Origin of the sequence: Paenibacillus ehimensis NBRC 15659 (assembly GCF_004000785.1) — a bacterium.
Taxonomy (GTDB): Bacteria; Bacillota; Bacilli; order Paenibacillales; family NBRC-103111; genus Paenibacillus_G; species Paenibacillus_G ehimensis.
On the sequence record NZ_BILX01000034.1, the window covers coordinates 13,742 to 32,294 of the forward strand.

Consider the following 18,553-nt stretch of genomic DNA (forward strand, 5'->3'; position numbering starts at 1 on the left):
CCTTTTCACCAGCGTCAGCGGCATCCCGAAGTTTCTCCGGCACCGGTCGAAGTCTATCCCGCCTACAGCATGCTGATTTATCTTCTTGCCGTAACGGCCATCTGCAAGCCGCCCTTTGGCCGCAGCGTAACGAGCGGCTCCGGCTCCACCGGAGGATGGCCGGGTGCCAGCTTAAGCGTGTAACGGCTGCCGATTGTCGCAAGCAGCAGTGTCGCCTCCATGAGCGCAAAATTGTTGCCGATGCAGACGCGCGGACCGCCGCCGAACGGAAAATAGGCAAACGCCGGAATTTTTTTGAGCAGATCTCCCGCAAAACGTTCGGGCTTGAACCGCTCGGGCTCCTCGAAAAAGTCCGGCCTGCGGTGCATGACATATTGGCTCATCATGAGCGTATCCCCCGGCTTGTACGTATTGCCGCCGATTTCCACCTCCTGCTGCATCTCCCGGTTGATCGCCCAAGCCGCCGGATATAGCCGCATCGACTCCGAGACGACATGGTGCGTGAAGGGAAGCTTCTCCAAGTCGTCGTAGGTCGGTTTGCGTCCGTCCAAAACCCGATCCAACTCCTCGTGAAACGCTTTCTCCGCCTCCGGGTTCTGGGACAGCAAATACCACGTCCAAGAGAGCGTATTGGCCGTCGTTTCATGTCCTGCAATGAAAATCGTCATCACTTCATCCCGCACTTGCCGGTCGCTCATCCCTGTACCGTCTTCCTCATCCCGTGCTGCAAGCAGCATGGAAAGAAGATCGCCACGGCTCGGATCGGGATGCTTCCGGCGTTCTTCAATAATGCCGAAGATCACCTTGTCCAGTGTCGCGGCGGCTTGCTTGAATTCGAGATTGCTCTTCGTCGGCAGGCTTTCCGGAATGTCGATTACGGAAGTCGCTTTATGCGTGACGTATTTCATCCCTACATCAATCGCATGGCTAATATCGTCCACGCCATCCGCAATGCTTGTCCCAAACATCGTATGCGTAATAATATCCAGCGTCAGCTGCATCATATCGTCCGTAATGACCCGGGTTTCTCCGGATTTCCAAGACGCCAGCATCTTTTCGCCATATTCGATCATGGCCTCGGCATATTTGCCGATCCGATCCTTGCGGAACGACGGCTGCAGCAGCCGGCGCTGCCGCATATGCTTCTCGCCCTCGCTCGTCAGAATGCCTTCGCCTACGACCGCTTTCGCCGTCTGCAGCCCTTTCGCCTTGCGAAAAGCGCTTTGCTTCGTCAGCAGCACCTCTTTAATTTGCTCCGGATCGCTAATTAAATAGACATGCCGCGGTCCGAAGCGAATATGCGCCACGTCGCCGTACTGCTGTCGCGCCTTTATGAGAAACCCTAGCGGATCTTTTCGAAATGCAAGCAGATTGCCGGAAAGGGGCAGGCCTTTGGGGCCGGGAATGTTAACTGTCGATGACATCAAGCTGTGCCTCCTTCAAAAGTTTCGTCTTATTATCCGGCTATGACCCCCACATTATACCAGCCGAAACCGACAAAAAAACCGACCTGCCTCCCCATCCGGGGCTGCACGCCGGTTCTCAAGCTGACTGCGTATTCGTATAATCCTGCTTACTCGCTGCATCCCGAACGGGCTACGGTTCCTTGTTCCACCGTAATCGTATCGGAGATGGTGTCGCGAATGACGCCCATGACGAGCTGCAGCAAGTAGTTGATATCTTCCTGCGACTGTTTGAATTGGCTGACGATCGGGATCGCATCAAGCTGATCCTGCAGCTCGTCGATTTCTTTCTCGATTTTTTCGACCATCTTCTTATTCTCGAACGACTCGAAAGCGACGATTTCCTTCTGCTTCTTTTTGATCGCGCTAATCAATGTCTGGATATGATCGTTTCCGGCAATTTGCTTCTCCGCCTGCTGGAAAAACTGCACCTCATTCGAGGTAGCGAGCAGCCCCGCCAGCTCCCTGGCTTTATCCAAAATATCTTCGCGCACGATCATTTCCGTATTCGTATACAGCTCCATGCCGCAATTCGTAAACTTTTGCTCTGCCATAATGATTCGTCACGCCCCTGCATTCGATTTATTGAGCTACGGCTTCTCCGACCAATTCGCCTTTAATGTAGAACGTCGGGGTCTCCGTTATTTTCACTTGGACAAACCGGCCCACCAATTCCTTCGGCCCTTCGAAATGGACGAGCTTGTTCGTGCGGGTCCGGCCGGCCAATACGGCGGCGTTGTTCTTGCTTTCGCCTTCCACCAGCACTTCCACTGTTTGTCCTTTTAAACGCTCGTTGCTCCGTTTGGCGTAAACGTTCAGCACGTCATTCAGACGAATCAGACGGTCCCGCTTCACCTCGTAAGGCACGTTATCCTCCATACCCGCTGCAGGCGTGCCTTCCCGCGGAGAATAAATGAACGTAAAGGCGCTGTCGTAGCCGACCTCCTGCACGAGCGAGACCGTTTCCTCGAACTGCTCGTCGGTTTCGCCCGGAAACCCTACGATGATATCCGTCGTCAGCACGACATCCGGAATCGCCTTTTTGATTTTAGCGACCAGCTCCAAGTAATGCTCACGCGTATATTTGCGGCTCATCCGCTTCAAAATCTCGTTGCTGCCCGATTGAACCGGCAGGTGGATATGCTCCATCAGGTTGCCCTTCTTCGCCAGCACCTCGATCAAACGGTCGTCAAAATCGCGCGGATGCGACGTTGTGAAGCGAACGCGCGGAATATCGATTTTGCGCACTTCGTCCATCAAATCGCCGAGCCCGTATTTCATATCGTCGAAATCTTTGCCGTAGGCGTTTACGTTCTGGCCGAGCAGCATGATTTCCTTGAAGCCCTGACGCGCCAAGTCGCGCACTTCGGCAATAACGTCCTGCGGACGGCGGCTGCGTTCCTTCCCTCGCGTATACGGCACAATACAGTACGTACAGAACTTATCGCAGCCGTACATGATGTTGACCCACGCTTTGATGCCTTCGCGCTTCTTCGGCAGATTTTCGATGATGTCGCCTTCCTTGGACCACACCTCGATCACCATTTCCTTGCTGAACATCGCTTCCTTCAACAGGAACGGGAGGCGGTGGATGTTATGCGTGCCGAAGATCAGATCGACGAACGGATGCTTCTTCAAAATCCGGTTCACAACCGATTCTTCCTGCGACATACAGCCGCACACGCCCAGAATGAGCGACGGCTTCTCGATCTTCAGATGCTTGAGATGCCCAAGCTCGCCGAACACTTTATCTTCCGCATTTTCCCGTACGGCACAGGTGTTAAGCAGAATGACGTCCGCCTGCTTGCGGTCGTCGGTCGAGCGGTAGCCCATCTGCTCAAGCAGCCCTTTGATCGTCTCGGTATCGTGCTCGTTCATTTGACAGCCGTACGTTTGAATGAGGTAATACTTGTCCTTGCCGATCTCGCGCATCTCTTCCGGGATGTCGAAGTCGTAATGCACTTCAATGTCTTCTTTCCCCCGCTTCTTCGCATCGCTCAGAGACGGCGGCTGGAAATATATCGAGTAATCTTTCTCGGATTTATTTTTTGTCGTCATGAAATGAATTCCTCCTGAAGCTTGCAGTATGCTGCAAAGATCATACCTTTCATTATATCATGCTTGCAGCCTGCATTTCAAAGAAATTCATGGCGGATATAGGAGTCTCTTCGATGAAAGGAAAATCTTAATTAACACGTTGTACCCGTCAGGAAGGGATTGGGCGGTTACAACTTCATTTCAAAGGCGGACGTAAACTTTCCGCAGCAATCCCTTCCTTGGGTTATTCCTTAACAATTTATGAAAAATCCGTCGAACAGACTCCTAAATTAGTATAACGCCGATATCGCCGGTTTTAATTCCGGCCGCATTCGCTTCGTCCGTATCGATATGCATGTCCAACGCGAATTGATCGGACACCCGGGCAATCACGTGCTCAAAAGTTACTCCGCGCTCTCCTTCGACGCGTACGGTGAGCTCTTGTTTATCCGCAATGCCCCACTTGGCGGCATCGTCGGTATGAAAATGAATATGGCGCGCCGCAACGATGACGCCTTCCTCCAGCTCCACTTCGCCGGCCGGTCCGATCACCTTAATGCCGGGAGTTCCGTCAATATGTCCCGATTCTCGTACGGGCGGATTCACCCCGAGAGCGAACGCATCGGTCCGGGAAATCTCAAGCTGCGACTTGCTGCGGGCCGGTCCCAGAATGCGAACTTTGTCGATGCGGCCTTTCGGGCCGACGACCGCGACCGTTTCCTCGGCGGCATACTGACCCGGCTGGGACAATGCCTTCATCTCTTTTAATTCATACCCTGCGCCAAAAAGCAGCGCAATATGTTCTTTCGACAAATGAATATGTCTGGCGGAAACGCCGATCGGTACTTGTTTCATGTCCATGTGCCCCTCTCTTATGCAAAAGATTCCATGAAGCTCAAGTCTATTATACCCGCCCGGCATAAAAAAAGCATACGGCCCAAGGCCGTATGCTTAAGAAATTTCGGAAAATTATTTGAATTCTGCCACCAATTTTTCAAACTCTTGCTCGGTAATTTTGATATTTTGCTTCGCGAGAGCTTCCGGCTTGAAGCCTGCAACCATATCCTCGTAGCTTTTTCTGGTTTTATCTTGATAGATAAGTCCCGTCACGAGGCTGTTGGTTTCCATGATTTTGGTCATGGCTGCCACACGGTTGGAAGAATCATAGTCCGGCGTTTCTTCCAAATCGACGATATGCTCTTTAAACCATTCGTACGTATTCACTTTGTTGAACGTGACGCACGGGCTGAATACGTTGATGAAGGAGAAGCCTTCATGCTTCATACCTTCTTCAATCAAGTTCGTCAGCTGCTTCAGGTTGCTGGAGAACGATTGAGCAACGAACGTAGCTCCGGCAGCCAGCGCTACTTCAAGCGGCGACAGCGCGGACTCGATGGAGCCAGACGGCGTCGATTTCGTCTTGAAGCCCTCGGCGCTGCGGGGCGACGTTTGGCCTTTGGTCAAGCCGTAAATTTGGTTGTCCATAACGATATAGGTGATGTTGATGTTTCGGCGGATCGCATGAACCGTATGACCCATCCCGATCGCGAAGCCGTCGCCGTCACCGCCTGCAGCGATGACCGTCAGTTCGCGGTTAGCCATTTTGAGACCTTGCGCGATTGGCAACGAACGTCCGTGAACACCGTGGAATCCGTAAGCGTTGATGTAACCGGAAATCCGGCCGGAGCAGCCGATCCCCGAGACAACCGCAAGCTGTTCCGGTTCCAGACCGACATTGGCAGCCGCTCTTTGGATAGCCGCTTGCACGGAGAAGTCGCCGCAACCTGGGCACCAGTTCGGTTTGATATTGTTACGGAAATCTTTTAACGTTGCCATACAAGGTTCAACTCCTGACAGTATTTAGTGATTTCGGCAGGCAAGAACGGATTACCGTCATATTTCAACATGCTCTTAATTTTATCGGCATAGCCAACGTTCAGCTTAATCAAGGAAGCGAGCTGAGCGGTAGCATTATTTTCAACAACAACGACCGTTTTCGCTTTTTCCAGATACGGCTTGATCTCTTCCACTGGGAACGGGTGCAGCAAACGAACAGTGATGTGGTTCGTTTTCATGCCTTTATCGGCCAGACGGCGTCTTGCTTCGTCAATCGTGCCGCCAGTGGAGCCCATACCGATGATGAGCAGGTCCGGCTCTTCATGAGGAGCGTCGACCAGAATCGGATTCGTTACTTTCAATTGCTTCATTTTGCCCAAACGTTTGTCCATCATTTTCTTACGGTTAACCGGGCTTTCCGACGGACGTCCGTCTTCGGCGTGCTCAACCCCGGTTACATGGTGGATGCCGTATTTTTGACCCGGCAGCGAACGCTTCGAAATACCGTTCTCCGTGAATTCATAGCGTTTGAACATTTGGTTCTCGCCCAGAGCAGGCAGTTCGCCGGTTTGCAGCTCGCCGCGCTTGATCTGGATTTTATTGTAATCGAGCAATTCGCTTGTTTGTTTACCCAGGGAAAGCTGCAGGTCTGTCAGCAAAATAACCGGAACCTGATACTCTTCCGCCAGGTTGAACGCTTCGATCGTGTCGTAGAAGCACTCTTCGATGGTGGAAGGCGACAGAACGATTTTCGGAATTTCGCCGTGCGTCCCGTGAATCATGGCAAGCACGTCGGATTGCTCCTGCTTCGTCGGAAGTCCCGTACTTGGACCGCCGCGCTGCGTATCGACGATAACGACAGGCGTTTCCGTCATACCGGCCAAGCCGATCGCTTCCATCATCAAGGAAAGACCGGGACCTGCGGAAGCCGTCAGGGCGCGAACGCCGCCGTAGTTGGCCCCAATGGCCATCGTACATGCCGCGATTTCGTCTTCGGTTTGGATAACCGTTCCGCCGAATTTCGGCAGCGTCTTGATCAAGTATTCCATAATTTCGGAAGCCGGCGTGATCGGGTAGGCAGGCATGAAGCGGCAGCCTGCAGCTACTGCGCCAAGACCGATAGCATCGTTACCGATCATGAACAGCTTTTGCTTGCCGTCGGCAGGCTCCAGCTGGAATTCCGGCAGCGGACCGCCAGTCAATTCGAGAACGAACTCGGCGGCTTTGCGAACCGCTTCCACGTTTTTCTCCACCACGGCAGCGCCTTTGCGGCCGAACTCTTCTTCTACTGCTTTATTAAACACTTCAAGCGGCAAACCAAGCAAAGCCCAAGATGCGCCGGAAGCAGCCATATTCTTAAACAAGGAAGTGCCAAGCTCTTCCGCAATCGCCGTAATCGGCACCGGGAACAGTCTTGCTTTAACGCCTTCCGGAATGACCGGATTAACCTTTGCGTCGGCGATGATTACGCCGTTCTCGCGCAGCTCGTGCGCATTCACATCAATTGTTTCTTGGTCAAAGGCCACGAGAATGTCCAAATCGTCGGAAATGGAGCGAATCGGCTTCGTACTGATTCTGATCTTATTGTTTGTGTGGCCGCCTTTGATCCGCGAGGAAAAATGGCGGTACCCGTACAAGTAGTACCCCAGTCTGGTCAATGCCGTGGAAAAGATTTTGTCGGTACTTTCCACGCCTTCCCCCTGTTGTCCTCCGACCTTCCAAGATAATTGGCTAATCAACGTTGTCCACTCCTTTTAATTTCGCTGACATGCAGCTAAACCATGAACTGTAAAGATTTCATATTCATATAAAAAAAATCTTTCAGTTGTCTCATCAAATTCTATGACTAATACACGTAAAAAGCAAGGGTTTTCGACAAAATGCATAGATAGCTTTTTTAGATCAAATCCATATCGATTAGAGAATAGTTTAGTTGTCTTATATCTACAAATCAGATGTTAATTTTTAATGAACAGGCAAATGACGATGTAAGAACGTAAACCAGTTGCGGTACATGAACCCTCTCACCAGTTCCTCCGGAAACCGTCTAAGCAAAGCTTCCGTCAGGAGCGGGATCTTTCCCGCATGCTCCAGTCCGGGGATCCATTGATCGATGCCGTCAAAATCGGATCCGAGCACAAGCTGGCCACTGCCCCCCAGCGAGCAAATATGCTCGACATGCTTTAGGACACCATCCATGGAGGCTAGCCCGCCTTGCTGCACGAACCAGGGAACGAACGTTACGCCGATGCGTCCGTCCCGCCGGATCAATTCCCGGATTTGCCCGTCGTTCAGATTTCTCGGATGCCCGCACACGGCTCTGGCATTGGAATGCGTCGCTACGAAAGGCTTGGCCGAGGCCCCCGCTAAATCCCAGAACGCCGCCTCGGACAAATGGGACGCATCCAATAGCATACCCAAATCGTTGCAGTCTTTAATAAACGTTTTGCCACGCCGCGTAAACCCGCCCTGTCTTGGCTCAAGCACCCCATCCGCCGCCCAATTGGCGTAGTTCCAAGTCGTTCCGATCATTCGGACCCCCAGATGGTATAACGTCCGAAGATACAAGGGGTTCCCCTGCAGCGCATCCGCACCTTCGAGCGTGAGCATCGCTCCGGTCTGATTGCCCGTCAGAGCCGCTTCCAAATCGGCGCGTTTTTTTACCTGCCTCATGCGCGGGTCCCGCATCACTTTCTGATAAAAAATATTTATATATTCCAAGTAATGGTCAAATTGCGGCTGAGTTATACGTTCAGGCAAATAAATCGCAAAAAATTGCAGCTTTACGCCCCCTTGCACCATTTTTGCATAAGATACGTCCAATGCGTTCACATGAGGATCGAAAAAATCAATGGCCGGGTTCTCGTACATTTTAAGCAAAACATCACAGTGCCCGTCGATCACCTTCATCGGCTATCCCCTCCTTGGAAGCAAGCTTGACTCTTAGCCAAAATAAAAAAAACCAAAAAAAACCTGTCTACAGAAGTAAACAGGTGCTTTGGTCGTTCGGCTATAAGCTGCAAAGCCATTATCTCGGTTCTACAATCAGCTTAATGGCTGTCCGGTCTTCCCCGTCGATGACAATATCCGTAAATGCTGGTATGCAGATCAAATCAACCCCGCTGGGAGCCACAAATCCTCGCGCGATGGCCACGGCTTTAATCGCTTGGTTGAGAGCTCCTGCCCCGATGGCCTGGAGCTCAGCAGCCCCGCGTTCACGCAATACTCCAGCCAACGCGCCTGCGACGGAATTTGGGTTGGATTTTGCTGACACTTTTAATACTTCCATGAAAAGTACCTCCTCGGGAATGATGATTGCTTCCAGTACTAATCATATTCTAGGAATTTGCGGTTAATTCCTTCTGCCCGAAGATGGTATTTTCGAAAATATTTGAATTGCGCGTCAATTCAATCGAACAAAATCGCCTCTTCGTCCAAGCGAATCAATTGAATCTTTTTTCCGAGCCCTGTTGCCGGATCCAGCTCGATGCTGACGGCATGAAAATGCCACTTGCCTTCGTCCACGACAAAGCGGACAGGGAGCTGGGTTTTAAACTTTTGCAGCACGGCGTTCCGCTCCATCCCGAGAATGCCGTCCCGTGGGCCGACCATGCCTACATCCGTCACATAGGCCGTGCCTTGAGGCAGCACCCGTTCGTCGTTCGTCTGCACATGCGTATGCGTCCCGACGACGGCGGATACTTTACCGTCCAAATGCCAGCCCATCGCCAGCTTCTCGGATGTGGCCTCGGCATGAAAATCCAGGAACACGTACTTCGTCCTTTTTTTGGCCTGCTCTACCAGCTCGTTCGCTTTCTCGAACGGACAGTCAAGCGGAGGCAAAAAGGTTCGTCCCTGCAAATTGATGAGAGCCAGCTCGATGTCCTTTACTTTGATAAACGTCATCCCTTTTCCGGGAGTTCCCTTTGGGAAATTGGCCGGCCGGACCATCCGGTCTTCCTTGTCGATGAAATCGAAAATTTCTTTCTGGTCCCACGTATGGTTGCCCATCGTGATCCCATGCACGCCAAGCTCGAAGAAGTCTTTGGCGATAGCGGCCGTGATGCCCCGCCCTGCCGCCGCGTTCTCTCCGTTCACGATGATCCAGTGCGGGTTATATTTATTTTTGAGGGTCGGTAAGCACGTTTTCAACGCCTTTCGGCCGACCGAACCGACAATATCTCCAATGAACAGTATTTTCATCGGACTCTCCCCCTACTCGCTTTAATTTACTGCAACTTTCCGTTGAATTAGAGAGGGAAGTGGCAACATCGCCACTTCCCTCTGTAGTGTATGCAATTATTTGGCGTATTCTACAGCGCGCGTTTCCCGAATGACCGTGACCTTGATGTGGCCCGGATAATCGAGCTCGCTTTCGATTTTCTTCGTAATGTCTCTTGCCAGTCGGAATGCCTCAGTATCGTCCACCTTCTCAGGTTGAACCATTACGCGGACTTCGCGTCCGGCTTGGATCGCATACGACTTCTCGACGCCTTCGAACGATTCGGAGATCTCTTCGAGCTTCTCGAGCCTTTTGATGTACGTTTCGAGCGTTTCCCGGCGCGCGCCCGGTCTTGCAGCAGAGAGCGCATCAGCCGCGCCGACCAGCATAGCGATGACCGAGGTGGCTTCACAGTCGCCGTGATGCGAAGCGATACTGTTTATGACCACCGGATGCTCCTTGTACTTCTTGGCGATCTCAACGCCGATCTCGACGTGAGAGCCCTCCACTTCGTGATCCAATGCTTTCCCGATGTCATGAAGGAGACCGGCACGCTTCGCCAATGTCACGTCTTCTCCGAGTTCTCCTGCCATCAGTCCGGCAAGGTAAGCCACTTCCATGGAATGCTTTAGCACGTTTTGACCGTAGCTTGTACGGAATTTGAGTCGGCCCAAAATTTTGATCAGATCAGGATGAAGGCCGTGTACACCCGTCTCGAACGTCGCTTGCTCTCCGTATTCGCGGATCCGCTCGTCGACTTCCTTGCGGGACTTCTCGACCATCTCTTCAATGCGGGCCGGATGGATTCGTCCGTCCGCTACAAGCTTCTCAAGCGAAGTTCGGGCGATTTCCCGACGAATCGGGTCGAATCCGGACAAAATGACGGCTTCCGGCGTGTCGTCGATGATCAAATCGATGCCGGTGAGCGTCTCCAGCGCCCGGATGTTGCGGCCTTCGCGGCCGATAATCCGGCCCTTCATCTCTTCGTTCGGAAGCGCTACGACCGATACGGTCGTTTCGGCCACATGGTCGGCCGCGCAGCGTTGAATAGCGAGAGTAATGATTTCTCTGGCCTTTTTGTCGCCTTCTTCTTTGGCTTGCTGTTCGATTTCCTTGATCAATTGAGCGGTTTCATGGCGAACTTCCTGCTCTACGTTGGTCAAAATAATTTGTTTGGCTTCGTCCATCGTCAACGCAGAAATTCGCTCCAGCTCGGCAACTTGATCTCTATAAATCTGATCAATTTGCGTTTGGGTTTCTTCGATTCGTTTCTCCTTGTTGGCGACCTGCTCCTCTTTTTTCTCAAGAGATTCTAATTTTTTATCCAGCGATTCCTCTTTTTGCAACAATCGTCTCTCTTGTCGTTGAGTTTCATTTCGACGGTCACGAATGTCTTTTTCAGCTTCGGTTCTGAGCTTGTGAATCTCGTCTTTCGCCTCCAGAACCGCTTCTTTCTTCAGTGCTTCTGCCTCTTTACGGGCATTTTCCTTGATCTGCTCGGCAGCATGTTCAGCACTGGAAATCTTCGCCTCTGCAAGGGACTTGCGGATAAAATAACCGATCCCGAAGCATAGAGCACCAACAACGAGAACGACTATGATCCAGATGACTGTCGTAGGCATCCAGTTCACCTCCTCGTTGTTTCTCCAAGGGGTAAGCTTGGGATAATCAGGTTGTTTAATCCATTCTACAAGCGCTAGTAAAAAGTAAAAATTGGCGATTTTACTTTGTTCGAATCCTCCTCAGGCTGTTCAGGAAGATTCTGTGTATCGCATTTACATGATTATTTTATCTTTTGACAAAGAAGCTTGTCAAGGTGTTCGGTCCGAATGAGACGATATTCCGTCCTTCGCATGATCACGTTTTCCATATTTGCTAGAATTGCTCTTCCTCGGGGAGCATCTCTTCGTCCCAGTCCCCTTCCGGTCCTTTTCGAGGCAGACGCGCGAGCACTTTGCTAACGACCGTTCCCGGATAGCCCCGGCGCTGCAGGAAGCCGGCAATTTTACGCCTGGCCTTCAACGGATCCTTCGCCAACTCGGAATGGTATCGTTTCGAGGCAAGGCTATACGCCATCTCAAATTCCGTTTCTTCGTCCACCTGCTCCATCGCCGCTTGAATATGATCTTTGCGGATTCCTTTTTGCTGCAGCTCCTGCTTGATCCAATGCCGCCCTTTTTTTTGCGATTCGAGGCGCTGCTTGGCGAGCTGCTCGGCAAATTGCTCGTCGTTCAAGTAGCCTTCCTTCGCCAGACGCTCGACCGTCGCTGCCGTGATTTCCGGGGTATACCCTTTTTGCTTTAGCCTGGCCTTCATTTCGTGTTCGGACCGGAGCCGGCTGGAGAGCAGACGGATCGCATCCAAATAAGCTTTATGCGCTTCGTCCTCGGCCAAAATCTGCTCAAGCTGCGCCGCTTCGACAGCTTCGCCTTTAAGCAGCCTGTGCTTGATCATCAAGTCCTCATGGACCGAAAATGCAAAGGACTCGTCGATATAAATGTTATAACGGTGCGGCCCCCTGCGCTGCCGTTCCACCTTCGTAATCAGCCCCGATTGAAGCTGCGGCCTATCCTGCTCGGTCATGAATCCAAGTACCTCCCTTGAAAATGGCAAAGGCACCTTTAATCTGGATTAAAGGTGCCGGAACGTTATTCTTGCTCTTCAAACAGCGCCAATTCTTCCTCTTCGGACTCGTCGTCCGTATTCGGTCCGACCACCGGAATCAGATTGCTGTTCTCACGAATTTTCTTCTCGATGGCGTCGGCGATATGCGGGTTTTCCTTCAAGAACTGTTTCGCATTTTCACGTCCTTGGCCGAGGCGGTCGTTATTGTAAGAATACCATGCGCCGCTCTTTTGGATGACATCCATCTCGGTGGCGATATCGACGATACTGCCTTCCTTGGAAATGCCTTCGCCGTACATAATATCGATATCCGCTTGCTTGAACGGAGGCGCTACTTTGTTTTTGACGACTTTGATCCGGGTCCGGTTACCCACCATATCGTTGCCTTGCTTGATCGTCTCTACGCGGCGTACGTCAAGCCGGATGGACGAATAAAACTTGAGCGCGCGGCCCCCTGGAGTCGTCTCCGGGTTGCCGAACATTACGCCGACCTTCTCGCGCAATTGGTTGATAAAGATAGCGATCGTCTTAGACTTGTTGATCGCCCCGGACAGCTTCCGCAGCGCCTGCGACATAAGGCGGGCCTGCAAGCCGACGTGAGAGTCCCCCATCTCGCCTTCGATTTCGGCCTTCGGTACGAGAGCCGCAACCGAGTCGATGACGATGATGTCAACCGCGCCGCTGCGCACCAGCGCTTCCGCAATTTCCAGCGCTTGCTCGCCCGTATCGGGCTGGGAAAGCAGCAGCTCGTCGATGTTGATGCCGAGCTTGCTTGCATACGACGGGTCCAGCGCGTGCTCCGCATCAATGAACGCCGCGGTGCCGCCGACTCTCTGAACTTCGGCGATGGCATGAAGCGCTACCGTCGTTTTACCGGACGATTCCGGCCCGTATACCTCTATAATTCTACCTCGCGGAAATCCGCCGATGCCCAGGGCGATATCCAAGGCCAGCGATCCGCTCGGGATCGTCTCTACCTGCATATGGGTTGATTCGCCCAATTTCATGATCGAACCTTTCCCGAATTGCTTTTCAATTTGACGAAGGGCATTTTCCAAGGCTGCGCGCCGATCTGACAAAAGAATCACGTCCTTTTTTATTTATCTGCTGATACCATATTACCGTGTTTTGAATCGGCTGACAAGCATTTTTCCGAACATACATTCGCTTGCTTGGCAAAAGAAAAACCGTAACACATTTGGTTCAAAATGTTACGGTTCTTCCGCTAAAATCTATTATACTTTATTTTGGCTTTTCTGGCAACTATGATTTTATCGTTTTCCACAAGTGATAGAGCGCGCTTTTGGCTGCCCGCAGCTTGATCGTTTCGCGGTTGCCGGACAGCTGGAGCTTGATGGCAAAGGCTTGTCCGTTCCGGTGCGCGAGACCTGCGTAAACCAAGCCGACCGGCTTGCCTTCCGTCTCGTCCGGCCCTGCGACGCCGGTAATCGATACGGCAACGTCCGCATCCAGCAGACGAAGCGTATTGCGGGCCAGCTCCGCCGCGGTCTCCTCGCTGACGGCGCCGGGCGCGCCCGGCCCTTCCAGCAGATCCATCGGAACACCGAGCAGCTTATGCTTTAACGCCACGGAGTAGCAAATGACGCCCCCCAAAAACGATTGCGAGCTCCCCGGAACGGCTGTCAGCAAATCGCTGAGCAGGCCTCCCGTGCAGCTCTCGGCGACGGCAAGCTTTTGCCCGCTCTCCGCAAGCATTCGCAGCACCTGCTGCTCCAGCGTAATGTCTTCTGCCGCGTAAATGTGCTCGTTCAGCCGGCCCCGGATTTCCGCTTCCAGCGGACGGAGTCTGGCCATCGCCTCGTCGGCCGAGGAAGCGCGCGTTGTGAGCCGGATAGCCACCTCCCCCTCCTTGGCATAAGGAGCAATGGTCGGGTCCGTCTGCGCCTCGATTAAATCGATCAAGGCATGCTCGAGCGCCGACTCTCCGATCCCCGCGAATTTCAGCATGATCGAGTAAAGCGGCTGCACATGGTCCATCTTGGATTCAATCCAAGGCTTGGCATACCGGTCGAACATCGGCTTCATCTCTTTGGGCGGGCCGGGAAGCAAAATGTAATGCGTACCCTCATGCGTCACCGCTACGCCTACCGCAAGCCCCGTATCGTTGGGCAGCGGGTCGCTTTGCTCCAGCATCAGCGCCTGCCGCGCATTGCTTTCCACCATCGGGATGCCCCGCCGCTGGAACATTTCGGTCATTTTATTCATCGAAGGCTCATGAATGACAAGCTTTTGCCCGAGCACTTCACCCAGCACGTCCTTCGTCAAATCGTCCTGCGTCGGTCCGAGTCCGCCCGTGCAAATAATGAGATCCGCACGGCCTTTGGCGATATGCAGCGACTCTTTGATCCGCGAGACGTTGTCGCCGACGACCGTCTGGAAATAAACGCCTACGCCGATATCCGCAAGGCCTTTGGCCAAGTACTGCGCATTCGTATTTACGATTTGTCCCATCAGCAGCTCGGTGCCGACGGCTATGATCTCAGCTCTCACGGTACGCCTCCAAACAGCACAAAAACAATAGGCTGTCCCTACTGTTTTTGATCGCTAAAGTTAATGACATGCTTGTTCTTGATAAAATAATCGAAGCCCGAATAAATCGTGATGATAGCGGCAATCCAACTGGCTACGATGTCGAAGCGGAAGTTGATGAACGCAAATGGAAAATTGTTGATAAGCAGTGCGATAATGGCTGTAATCTGCGCCGCCGTCTTCCATTTCCCCCATTTGCTGGCCGCGATGACGGACCCTTCGAGCAAAGCGATTTGCCGCAAGCCGGTGACGGCGAACTCGCGGCTGATGATCACGATGACGATCCAAGCGTCAACCTTGTTCATTTCAACGAGCGAGATCAATACGGCAGACACCAAAAGCTTGTCGGCCAGCGGATCCAGAAGCTTGCCCAAATTGGTGACAAGCTTCCGTTTTCTGGCGATATATCCGTCCAAACTGTCGGTGCTGGCGGCTACGATAAAGATCAGCGCCGCGATAATCTGGTTGTACGTAATGCTGAACTGCTCGATGCGAATGTGCGGAAACTTAACGTTGACGAGCAGAAATAACATGATGATCGGAACCAGAAATATTCTCGCCAGAGTGATCCGGTTGGCCAGATTCATGCCACGACCTCCCCGGACAAGTCGAACTCGAATGAGTGGGTAATGCGAACCTTGGCAATTTCGCCGATTTTGAGCTGCCCGCCGCCGACAAATACCTCCCCGTCGATCTCGGGAGCATCGTACTGCGACCGGCCCACGTAGACGTCGTTGCGACCGTCGTATTTTTCGATCAAAACGTCAATCACTTGACCGATGCGCTCGCCGTTGCGCTCGTTTGCAATCTCGCGCTGCAGCTCCATGAGCACGTTCGAGCGGTATTCTTTAACTTCGTCCGGCACTTGGTCCGGCAGACGGGAAGCAGGCGTATCTTCCTCCTTGGAATAAGTGAAGACGCCTAAACGGTCGAATTTCACTTCGCGGATAAACGATTTCAGATTCTCGAAATCTTCTTCCGTTTCCCCTGGGAAACCGACAATAATCGACGTACGAAGCGATACGCCCGGAATCCGTTCGCGGATTTTGCGGATCAGCTCCCGTGCGTCCCGCTGACGCCCCGGACGCCGCATCCGCTTCAAGATGCTGTCTTCGCTGTGCTGCAAGGGCATATCGATGTATTTGCACACTTTAGGGTTGTTGGCAATGACATCGATCAACTCGTCCGTAAAAAAGCCGGGATACGCGTAATGCAGCCGCACCCATTCGATGCCCGGCACGGCGCTTACCCGGTTCATCAGCTCCGGCAGCATGAACGTATCGTACAGATCCGTCCCGTAGTTGGTCGAATCCTGTGCGATCAGGCTGATCTCCCGGACGCCCTGCGATGCAAGCTGGGCCACCTCGTCCAAAATCGATTCGACGGAACGGCTGCGGAACTTGCCCCGCATGATCGGAATGCTGCAGAACGTACAGGCGTTGTCGCAGCCCTCTGCAATTTTCACATAAGCCGTATAGCGCGGAGTCGCCATCCTTCTCGGCAGCTTCTGCTCGTAGTTGAACACCGGATTGCCGACCATCACAGGCTTGCGGCCGACCAGCGCCTGATCGATAATGTCGTTGATATTGTGGAAATCCCCGGTCCCGACGATTCCGTCGATCTCCGGCATCTCTTTCATCAATTCTTCCTTATACCGCTGGGTCAGGCAGCCTGATACGATCAGCGCCTTGAGATTGGCCGTCTCCTTCAGCTCCGCCAAATCCAGAATCGTGTTGACGGACTCCTCTTTGGCTGCATCGATAAATCCGCATGTATTTACAATAATGATGGTCGCTTCTTCTTTATCGTTAACCAGGGAATACCCGCGCTCATGCACGAGCCCGGACATGATCTCCGAATCGACCAGGTTTTTCTCACATCCTAAGGTAACCACTTTCACTTTCTCTGTCATGTCTGAAATCCTCCACCATGGTTAGTACCTTTTACTACTAAACGGTTTGGTTCAAGTATAATATACCGCGTGAAAAGGTGTCAAAAGCAGCAAAAATACCTTACGGACCCGTTTCCGTAAGGCAGCCGAACCGTTCTTGGCCTTACCTGAAATTGATAAACTGAAGTTCGAGCGGAAGATCCGCCTTCCGGAGCAGCGCTATAACTTGCTGCAAGTCGTCCTTGCTTTTTCCGGTTACCCGAATTTGATCCCCTTGAATCTGGCTTTTCACCTTCAGCTTGGAATCGCGGATCAGCACGTTGATTTTTTTGGCGTTGTCCTGATCGATCCCCTGCTTGACTTTAATGCGTTGACGCACCGTACTGCCTGCAGCAGGCTCGACTTTGCCATACTCCAAATTTTTAAGCGATATGCCGCGCTTCGCCATCTTGGACTGTAAAATGTCCAATACGTTCTGAAGCTTGAAATCGTCGTCGGAGACAACTACCAACTCTTCTTTTTCCAACGAAATACTGCTCTTGCTTCCTTTGAAATCGAAACGTGTCGCGATCTCCTTTTCCGCCTGATTAATGGCGTTGTTCAGCTCCTGAAGATCCAGCTTCGATACGATATCAAACGAGTTTTCACTGCTCACAAACTCCGCTCCCCTTTCTTTTCTAAATTCCACGCCCTCTATTGTAACAAAAAAGACACCCTCAGCACAAAGCTTTCGCGTGTCTTGAAGCCGTATTGTTCAAATGCGCTGGAAACTTAAGCGTTGTCGTTGTCGGCCTAACGGCGAAACATGTCAAGAACCCCCAGCAGAATGTGGGCCAACCCGAAACCGAATATTCCGCAGCTCCAAGCATCCGGTGTCAAATACCAGCCGAGCATGCGGACCGGCACGCAAGCCCGGCAACCATCCAACTGGCAGTCCGGTCGGCACATCCTTCAGGCAAATGAACCCATGTATACGATGTCCAGTATTTCCATTTTGCCGGAGGTTTATGCTACGGCTTTTGAATATCGACTTGAATTTTTTTCACGTTCGGCTGATCGCCTACGACAACCGGCGAGCCGTTAACGGTTAGTTCAACCGCATTGGCTTTTCCGAAAATCAAGAAAGCCGCATCGGTCAAATCCCACGTCTTCGTTTCCCCGTTTTTGAACGTCGTGGAATCGATCACCGTTTTATTCGGGCCAGGCGGCGAATCGACCTCGATCCAGCACGAATCCCCGGTCACTTTCATTTCGATTTTCAGCTTATCCGTACCGGCAACCGTATAATAATCGGTTCCCCGCTCGCTTTTGACCAGCTTAACCTCCGTTGTCGGAGGCGGTGTCGGGGGCGGCGTGGGCACCTGCACCGGCTTGTTATCCGCAAGCGCTCCGTTCGCGCCATTCGTTCCGTTCGCTCCGGTATTTCCGGGGTCGGGCGTCTGGGCAGCGGGCTCGACTTTATCGGTAATTTTCTTCGGCAGCTCCTTCGTCGCATCATTCGTATTCCCGGTATAGCTTTGACTCATGTAGTAATAAATGACCCCAAGGATAAGCACGACGAAGGAAATGACCATCACATTGGACGCCCACTTCCCGAGCCGTTCCGTATTGCGGGTGGTCCGCTTGGTGCGGATCGGTTCGATTTGCTCCGGCTCCGGTTGCGGGATGACATTCTGATACATGTTCAACACTTCGTTCGGGTCCAGCCCGACCGCTTCGGCATAGCTCTTTATAAAAGCCCGGACATAAAAGTTCCCGGGCAGCACTTTATAGTTGCCGTCCTCAATCGCTTCCAGATACCGTTTGCGAATCTTGGTTGTTTCCTGCAGGTCATCGAGAGATATTTTCTTCTCGATTCTGGCTTTTCTTAGCAATTGACCCAGATCGGACACGTGGTCACCCCTTTCCGACGCTCAGAACCTGGACAGG

General features: G+C 52.4%; 17 protein-coding genes. All 17 read right to left on the reverse strand.

Features of this window, described 5'->3' with window-relative positions; all coding sequences use genetic code 11:
- Nucleotides 1–77: 77 nt before the first annotated feature.
- Complete coding sequence (locus PEH01S_RS19570) at nucleotides 78–1,424, reverse strand: cytochrome P450 (protein ID WP_127487536.1); 1,347 nt, start codon at nucleotides 1,422–1,424, stop codon at nucleotides 78–80.
- A gap of 149 nt (nucleotides 1,425–1,573) precedes the next feature.
- Nucleotides 1,574–2,017: a RicAFT regulatory complex protein RicA family protein gene (locus PEH01S_RS19575; protein WP_025850672.1), complete on the reverse strand. Its 444-nt coding sequence runs from the start codon at nucleotides 2,015–2,017 to the stop codon at nucleotides 1,574–1,576.
- 28 nt (nucleotides 2,018–2,045) lie between these two features.
- Nucleotides 2,046–3,521, reverse strand: coding sequence for a tRNA (N6-isopentenyl adenosine(37)-C2)-methylthiotransferase MiaB (gene miaB, locus PEH01S_RS19580; protein ID WP_025850673.1), 1,476 nt, complete (start codon nucleotides 3,519–3,521; stop codon nucleotides 2,046–2,048).
- Between the two features lie 264 nt (nucleotides 3,522–3,785).
- Nucleotides 3,786–4,355 carry a phosphate propanoyltransferase gene (gene pduL / locus PEH01S_RS19585; RefSeq protein ID WP_127487538.1) on the reverse strand — a complete coding sequence of 190 codons (570 nt, stop codon included), beginning with the start codon at nucleotides 4,353–4,355 and terminating at the stop codon, nucleotides 3,786–3,788.
- Between the two features lie 114 nt (nucleotides 4,356–4,469).
- Nucleotides 4,470–5,336 carry a 2-oxoacid:ferredoxin oxidoreductase subunit beta gene (locus PEH01S_RS19590; protein WP_025850675.1) on the reverse strand — a complete coding sequence of 289 codons (867 nt, stop codon included), beginning with the start codon at nucleotides 5,334–5,336 and terminating at the stop codon, nucleotides 4,470–4,472.
- Nucleotides 5,324–7,075: a 2-oxoacid:acceptor oxidoreductase subunit alpha gene (locus PEH01S_RS19595; protein WP_127487541.1), complete on the reverse strand. Its 1,752-nt coding sequence runs from the start codon at nucleotides 7,073–7,075 to the stop codon at nucleotides 5,324–5,326. Before PEH01S_RS19595 ends, PEH01S_RS19590 begins: the two co-directional genes overlap by 13 nt.
- Nucleotides 7,076–7,301: 226 nt before the next feature.
- The gene (locus PEH01S_RS19600; protein WP_127487543.1) at nucleotides 7,302–8,246 is read right to left on the reverse strand and encodes a dipeptidase; all 945 of its coding nucleotides are present in this window, start codon (nucleotides 8,244–8,246) and stop codon (nucleotides 7,302–7,304) included.
- Nucleotides 8,247–8,364: 118 nt separating this feature from the next.
- On the reverse strand, nucleotides 8,365–8,625 hold the full coding sequence (locus tag PEH01S_RS19605) for a stage V sporulation protein S (RefSeq protein ID WP_006286829.1): 261 nt from the start codon (nucleotides 8,623–8,625) through the stop codon (nucleotides 8,365–8,367).
- 119 nt (nucleotides 8,626–8,744) lie between these two features.
- Nucleotides 8,745–9,539 (reverse strand): TIGR00282 family metallophosphoesterase, encoded by a 795-nt coding sequence (locus PEH01S_RS19610; protein WP_127487545.1) that lies wholly within the window; start codon nucleotides 9,537–9,539, stop codon nucleotides 8,745–8,747.
- A 96-nt stretch (nucleotides 9,540–9,635) separates the two neighbouring features.
- Entirely contained in the window at nucleotides 9,636–11,180 is a 1,545-nt protein-coding gene (rny, locus tag PEH01S_RS19615) for a ribonuclease Y (RefSeq protein ID WP_025850679.1), read from the reverse strand.
- Nucleotides 11,181–11,433: 253 nt separating this feature from the next.
- On the reverse strand, nucleotides 11,434–12,141 hold the full coding sequence (locus PEH01S_RS19620) for a RecX family transcriptional regulator (RefSeq protein ID WP_127487547.1): 708 nt from the start codon (nucleotides 12,139–12,141) through the stop codon (nucleotides 11,434–11,436).
- 65 nt (nucleotides 12,142–12,206) lie between these two features.
- On the reverse strand, nucleotides 12,207–13,262 hold the full coding sequence (recA, locus tag PEH01S_RS19625; RefSeq protein WP_025850681.1) for a recombinase RecA: 1,056 nt from the start codon (nucleotides 13,260–13,262) through the stop codon (nucleotides 12,207–12,209).
- A 184-nt stretch (nucleotides 13,263–13,446) separates the two neighbouring features.
- Entirely contained in the window at nucleotides 13,447–14,694 is a 1,248-nt protein-coding gene (locus tag PEH01S_RS19630) for a competence/damage-inducible protein A (RefSeq protein ID WP_127487549.1), read from the reverse strand.
- Between the two features lie 38 nt (nucleotides 14,695–14,732).
- The gene (pgsA, locus tag PEH01S_RS19635; RefSeq protein ID WP_025850683.1) at nucleotides 14,733–15,320 is read right to left on the reverse strand and encodes a CDP-diacylglycerol--glycerol-3-phosphate 3-phosphatidyltransferase; all 588 of its coding nucleotides are present in this window, start codon (nucleotides 15,318–15,320) and stop codon (nucleotides 14,733–14,735) included.
- Nucleotides 15,317–16,645 carry a 30S ribosomal protein S12 methylthiotransferase RimO gene (rimO, locus tag PEH01S_RS19640; RefSeq protein WP_025850684.1) on the reverse strand — a complete coding sequence of 443 codons (1,329 nt, stop codon included), beginning with the start codon at nucleotides 16,643–16,645 and terminating at the stop codon, nucleotides 15,317–15,319. The genes pgsA and rimO overlap by 4 nt, the downstream gene beginning before the upstream one ends.
- A 142-nt stretch (nucleotides 16,646–16,787) precedes the next feature.
- Entirely contained in the window at nucleotides 16,788–17,279 is a 492-nt protein-coding gene (locus PEH01S_RS19645) for a YajQ family cyclic di-GMP-binding protein (protein WP_025850685.1), read from the reverse strand.
- Between the two features lie 355 nt (nucleotides 17,280–17,634).
- Complete coding sequence (locus PEH01S_RS19650) at nucleotides 17,635–18,516, reverse strand: helix-turn-helix domain-containing protein (protein ID WP_127487551.1); 882 nt, start codon at nucleotides 18,514–18,516, stop codon at nucleotides 17,635–17,637.
- Between the last annotated feature and the right edge of the window lie 37 nt (nucleotides 18,517–18,553).

What these genes read in the sequence shown, in the direction of transcription:
- pgsA (WP_025850683.1), bottom strand. Translation starts at nt 15,320, where the DNA reads ATGAATCTGGCCAACCGGATCACTCTGGCGAGAATATTTCTGGTTCCG.
- pduL (WP_127487538.1), bottom strand. Translation starts at nt 4,355, where the DNA reads ATGAAACAAGTACCGATCGGCGTTTCCGCCAGACATATTCATTTGTCG.
- PEH01S_RS19610 (WP_127487545.1), bottom strand. Translation starts at nt 9,539, where the DNA reads ATGAAAATACTGTTCATTGGAGATATTGTCGGTTCGGTCGGCCGAAAG.
- PEH01S_RS19605 (WP_006286829.1), bottom strand. Translation starts at nt 8,625, where the DNA reads ATGGAAGTATTAAAAGTGTCAGCAAAATCCAACCCAAATTCCGTCGCA.
- rimO (WP_025850684.1), bottom strand. Translation starts at nt 16,645, where the DNA reads ATGACAGAGAAAGTGAAAGTGGTTACCTTAGGATGTGAGAAAAACCTG.
- PEH01S_RS19620 (WP_127487547.1), bottom strand. Translation starts at nt 12,141, where the DNA reads ATGACCGAGCAGGATAGGCCGCAGCTTCAATCGGGGCTGATTACGAAG.
- PEH01S_RS19590 (WP_025850675.1), bottom strand. Translation starts at nt 5,336, where the DNA reads ATGGCAACGTTAAAAGATTTCCGTAACAATATCAAACCGAACTGGTGC.
- PEH01S_RS19575 (WP_025850672.1), bottom strand. Translation starts at nt 2,017, where the DNA reads ATGGCAGAGCAAAAGTTTACGAATTGCGGCATGGAGCTGTATACGAAT.
- PEH01S_RS19570 (WP_127487536.1), bottom strand. Translation starts at nt 1,424, where the DNA reads ATGTCATCGACAGTTAACATTCCCGGCCCCAAAGGCCTGCCCCTTTCC.
- PEH01S_RS19600 (WP_127487543.1), bottom strand. Translation starts at nt 8,246, where the DNA reads ATGAAGGTGATCGACGGGCACTGTGATGTTTTGCTTAAAATGTACGAG.
- rny (WP_025850679.1), bottom strand. Translation starts at nt 11,180, where the DNA reads ATGCCTACGACAGTCATCTGGATCATAGTCGTTCTCGTTGTTGGTGCT.
- miaB (WP_025850673.1), bottom strand. Translation starts at nt 3,521, where the DNA reads ATGACGACAAAAAATAAATCCGAGAAAGATTACTCGATATATTTCCAG.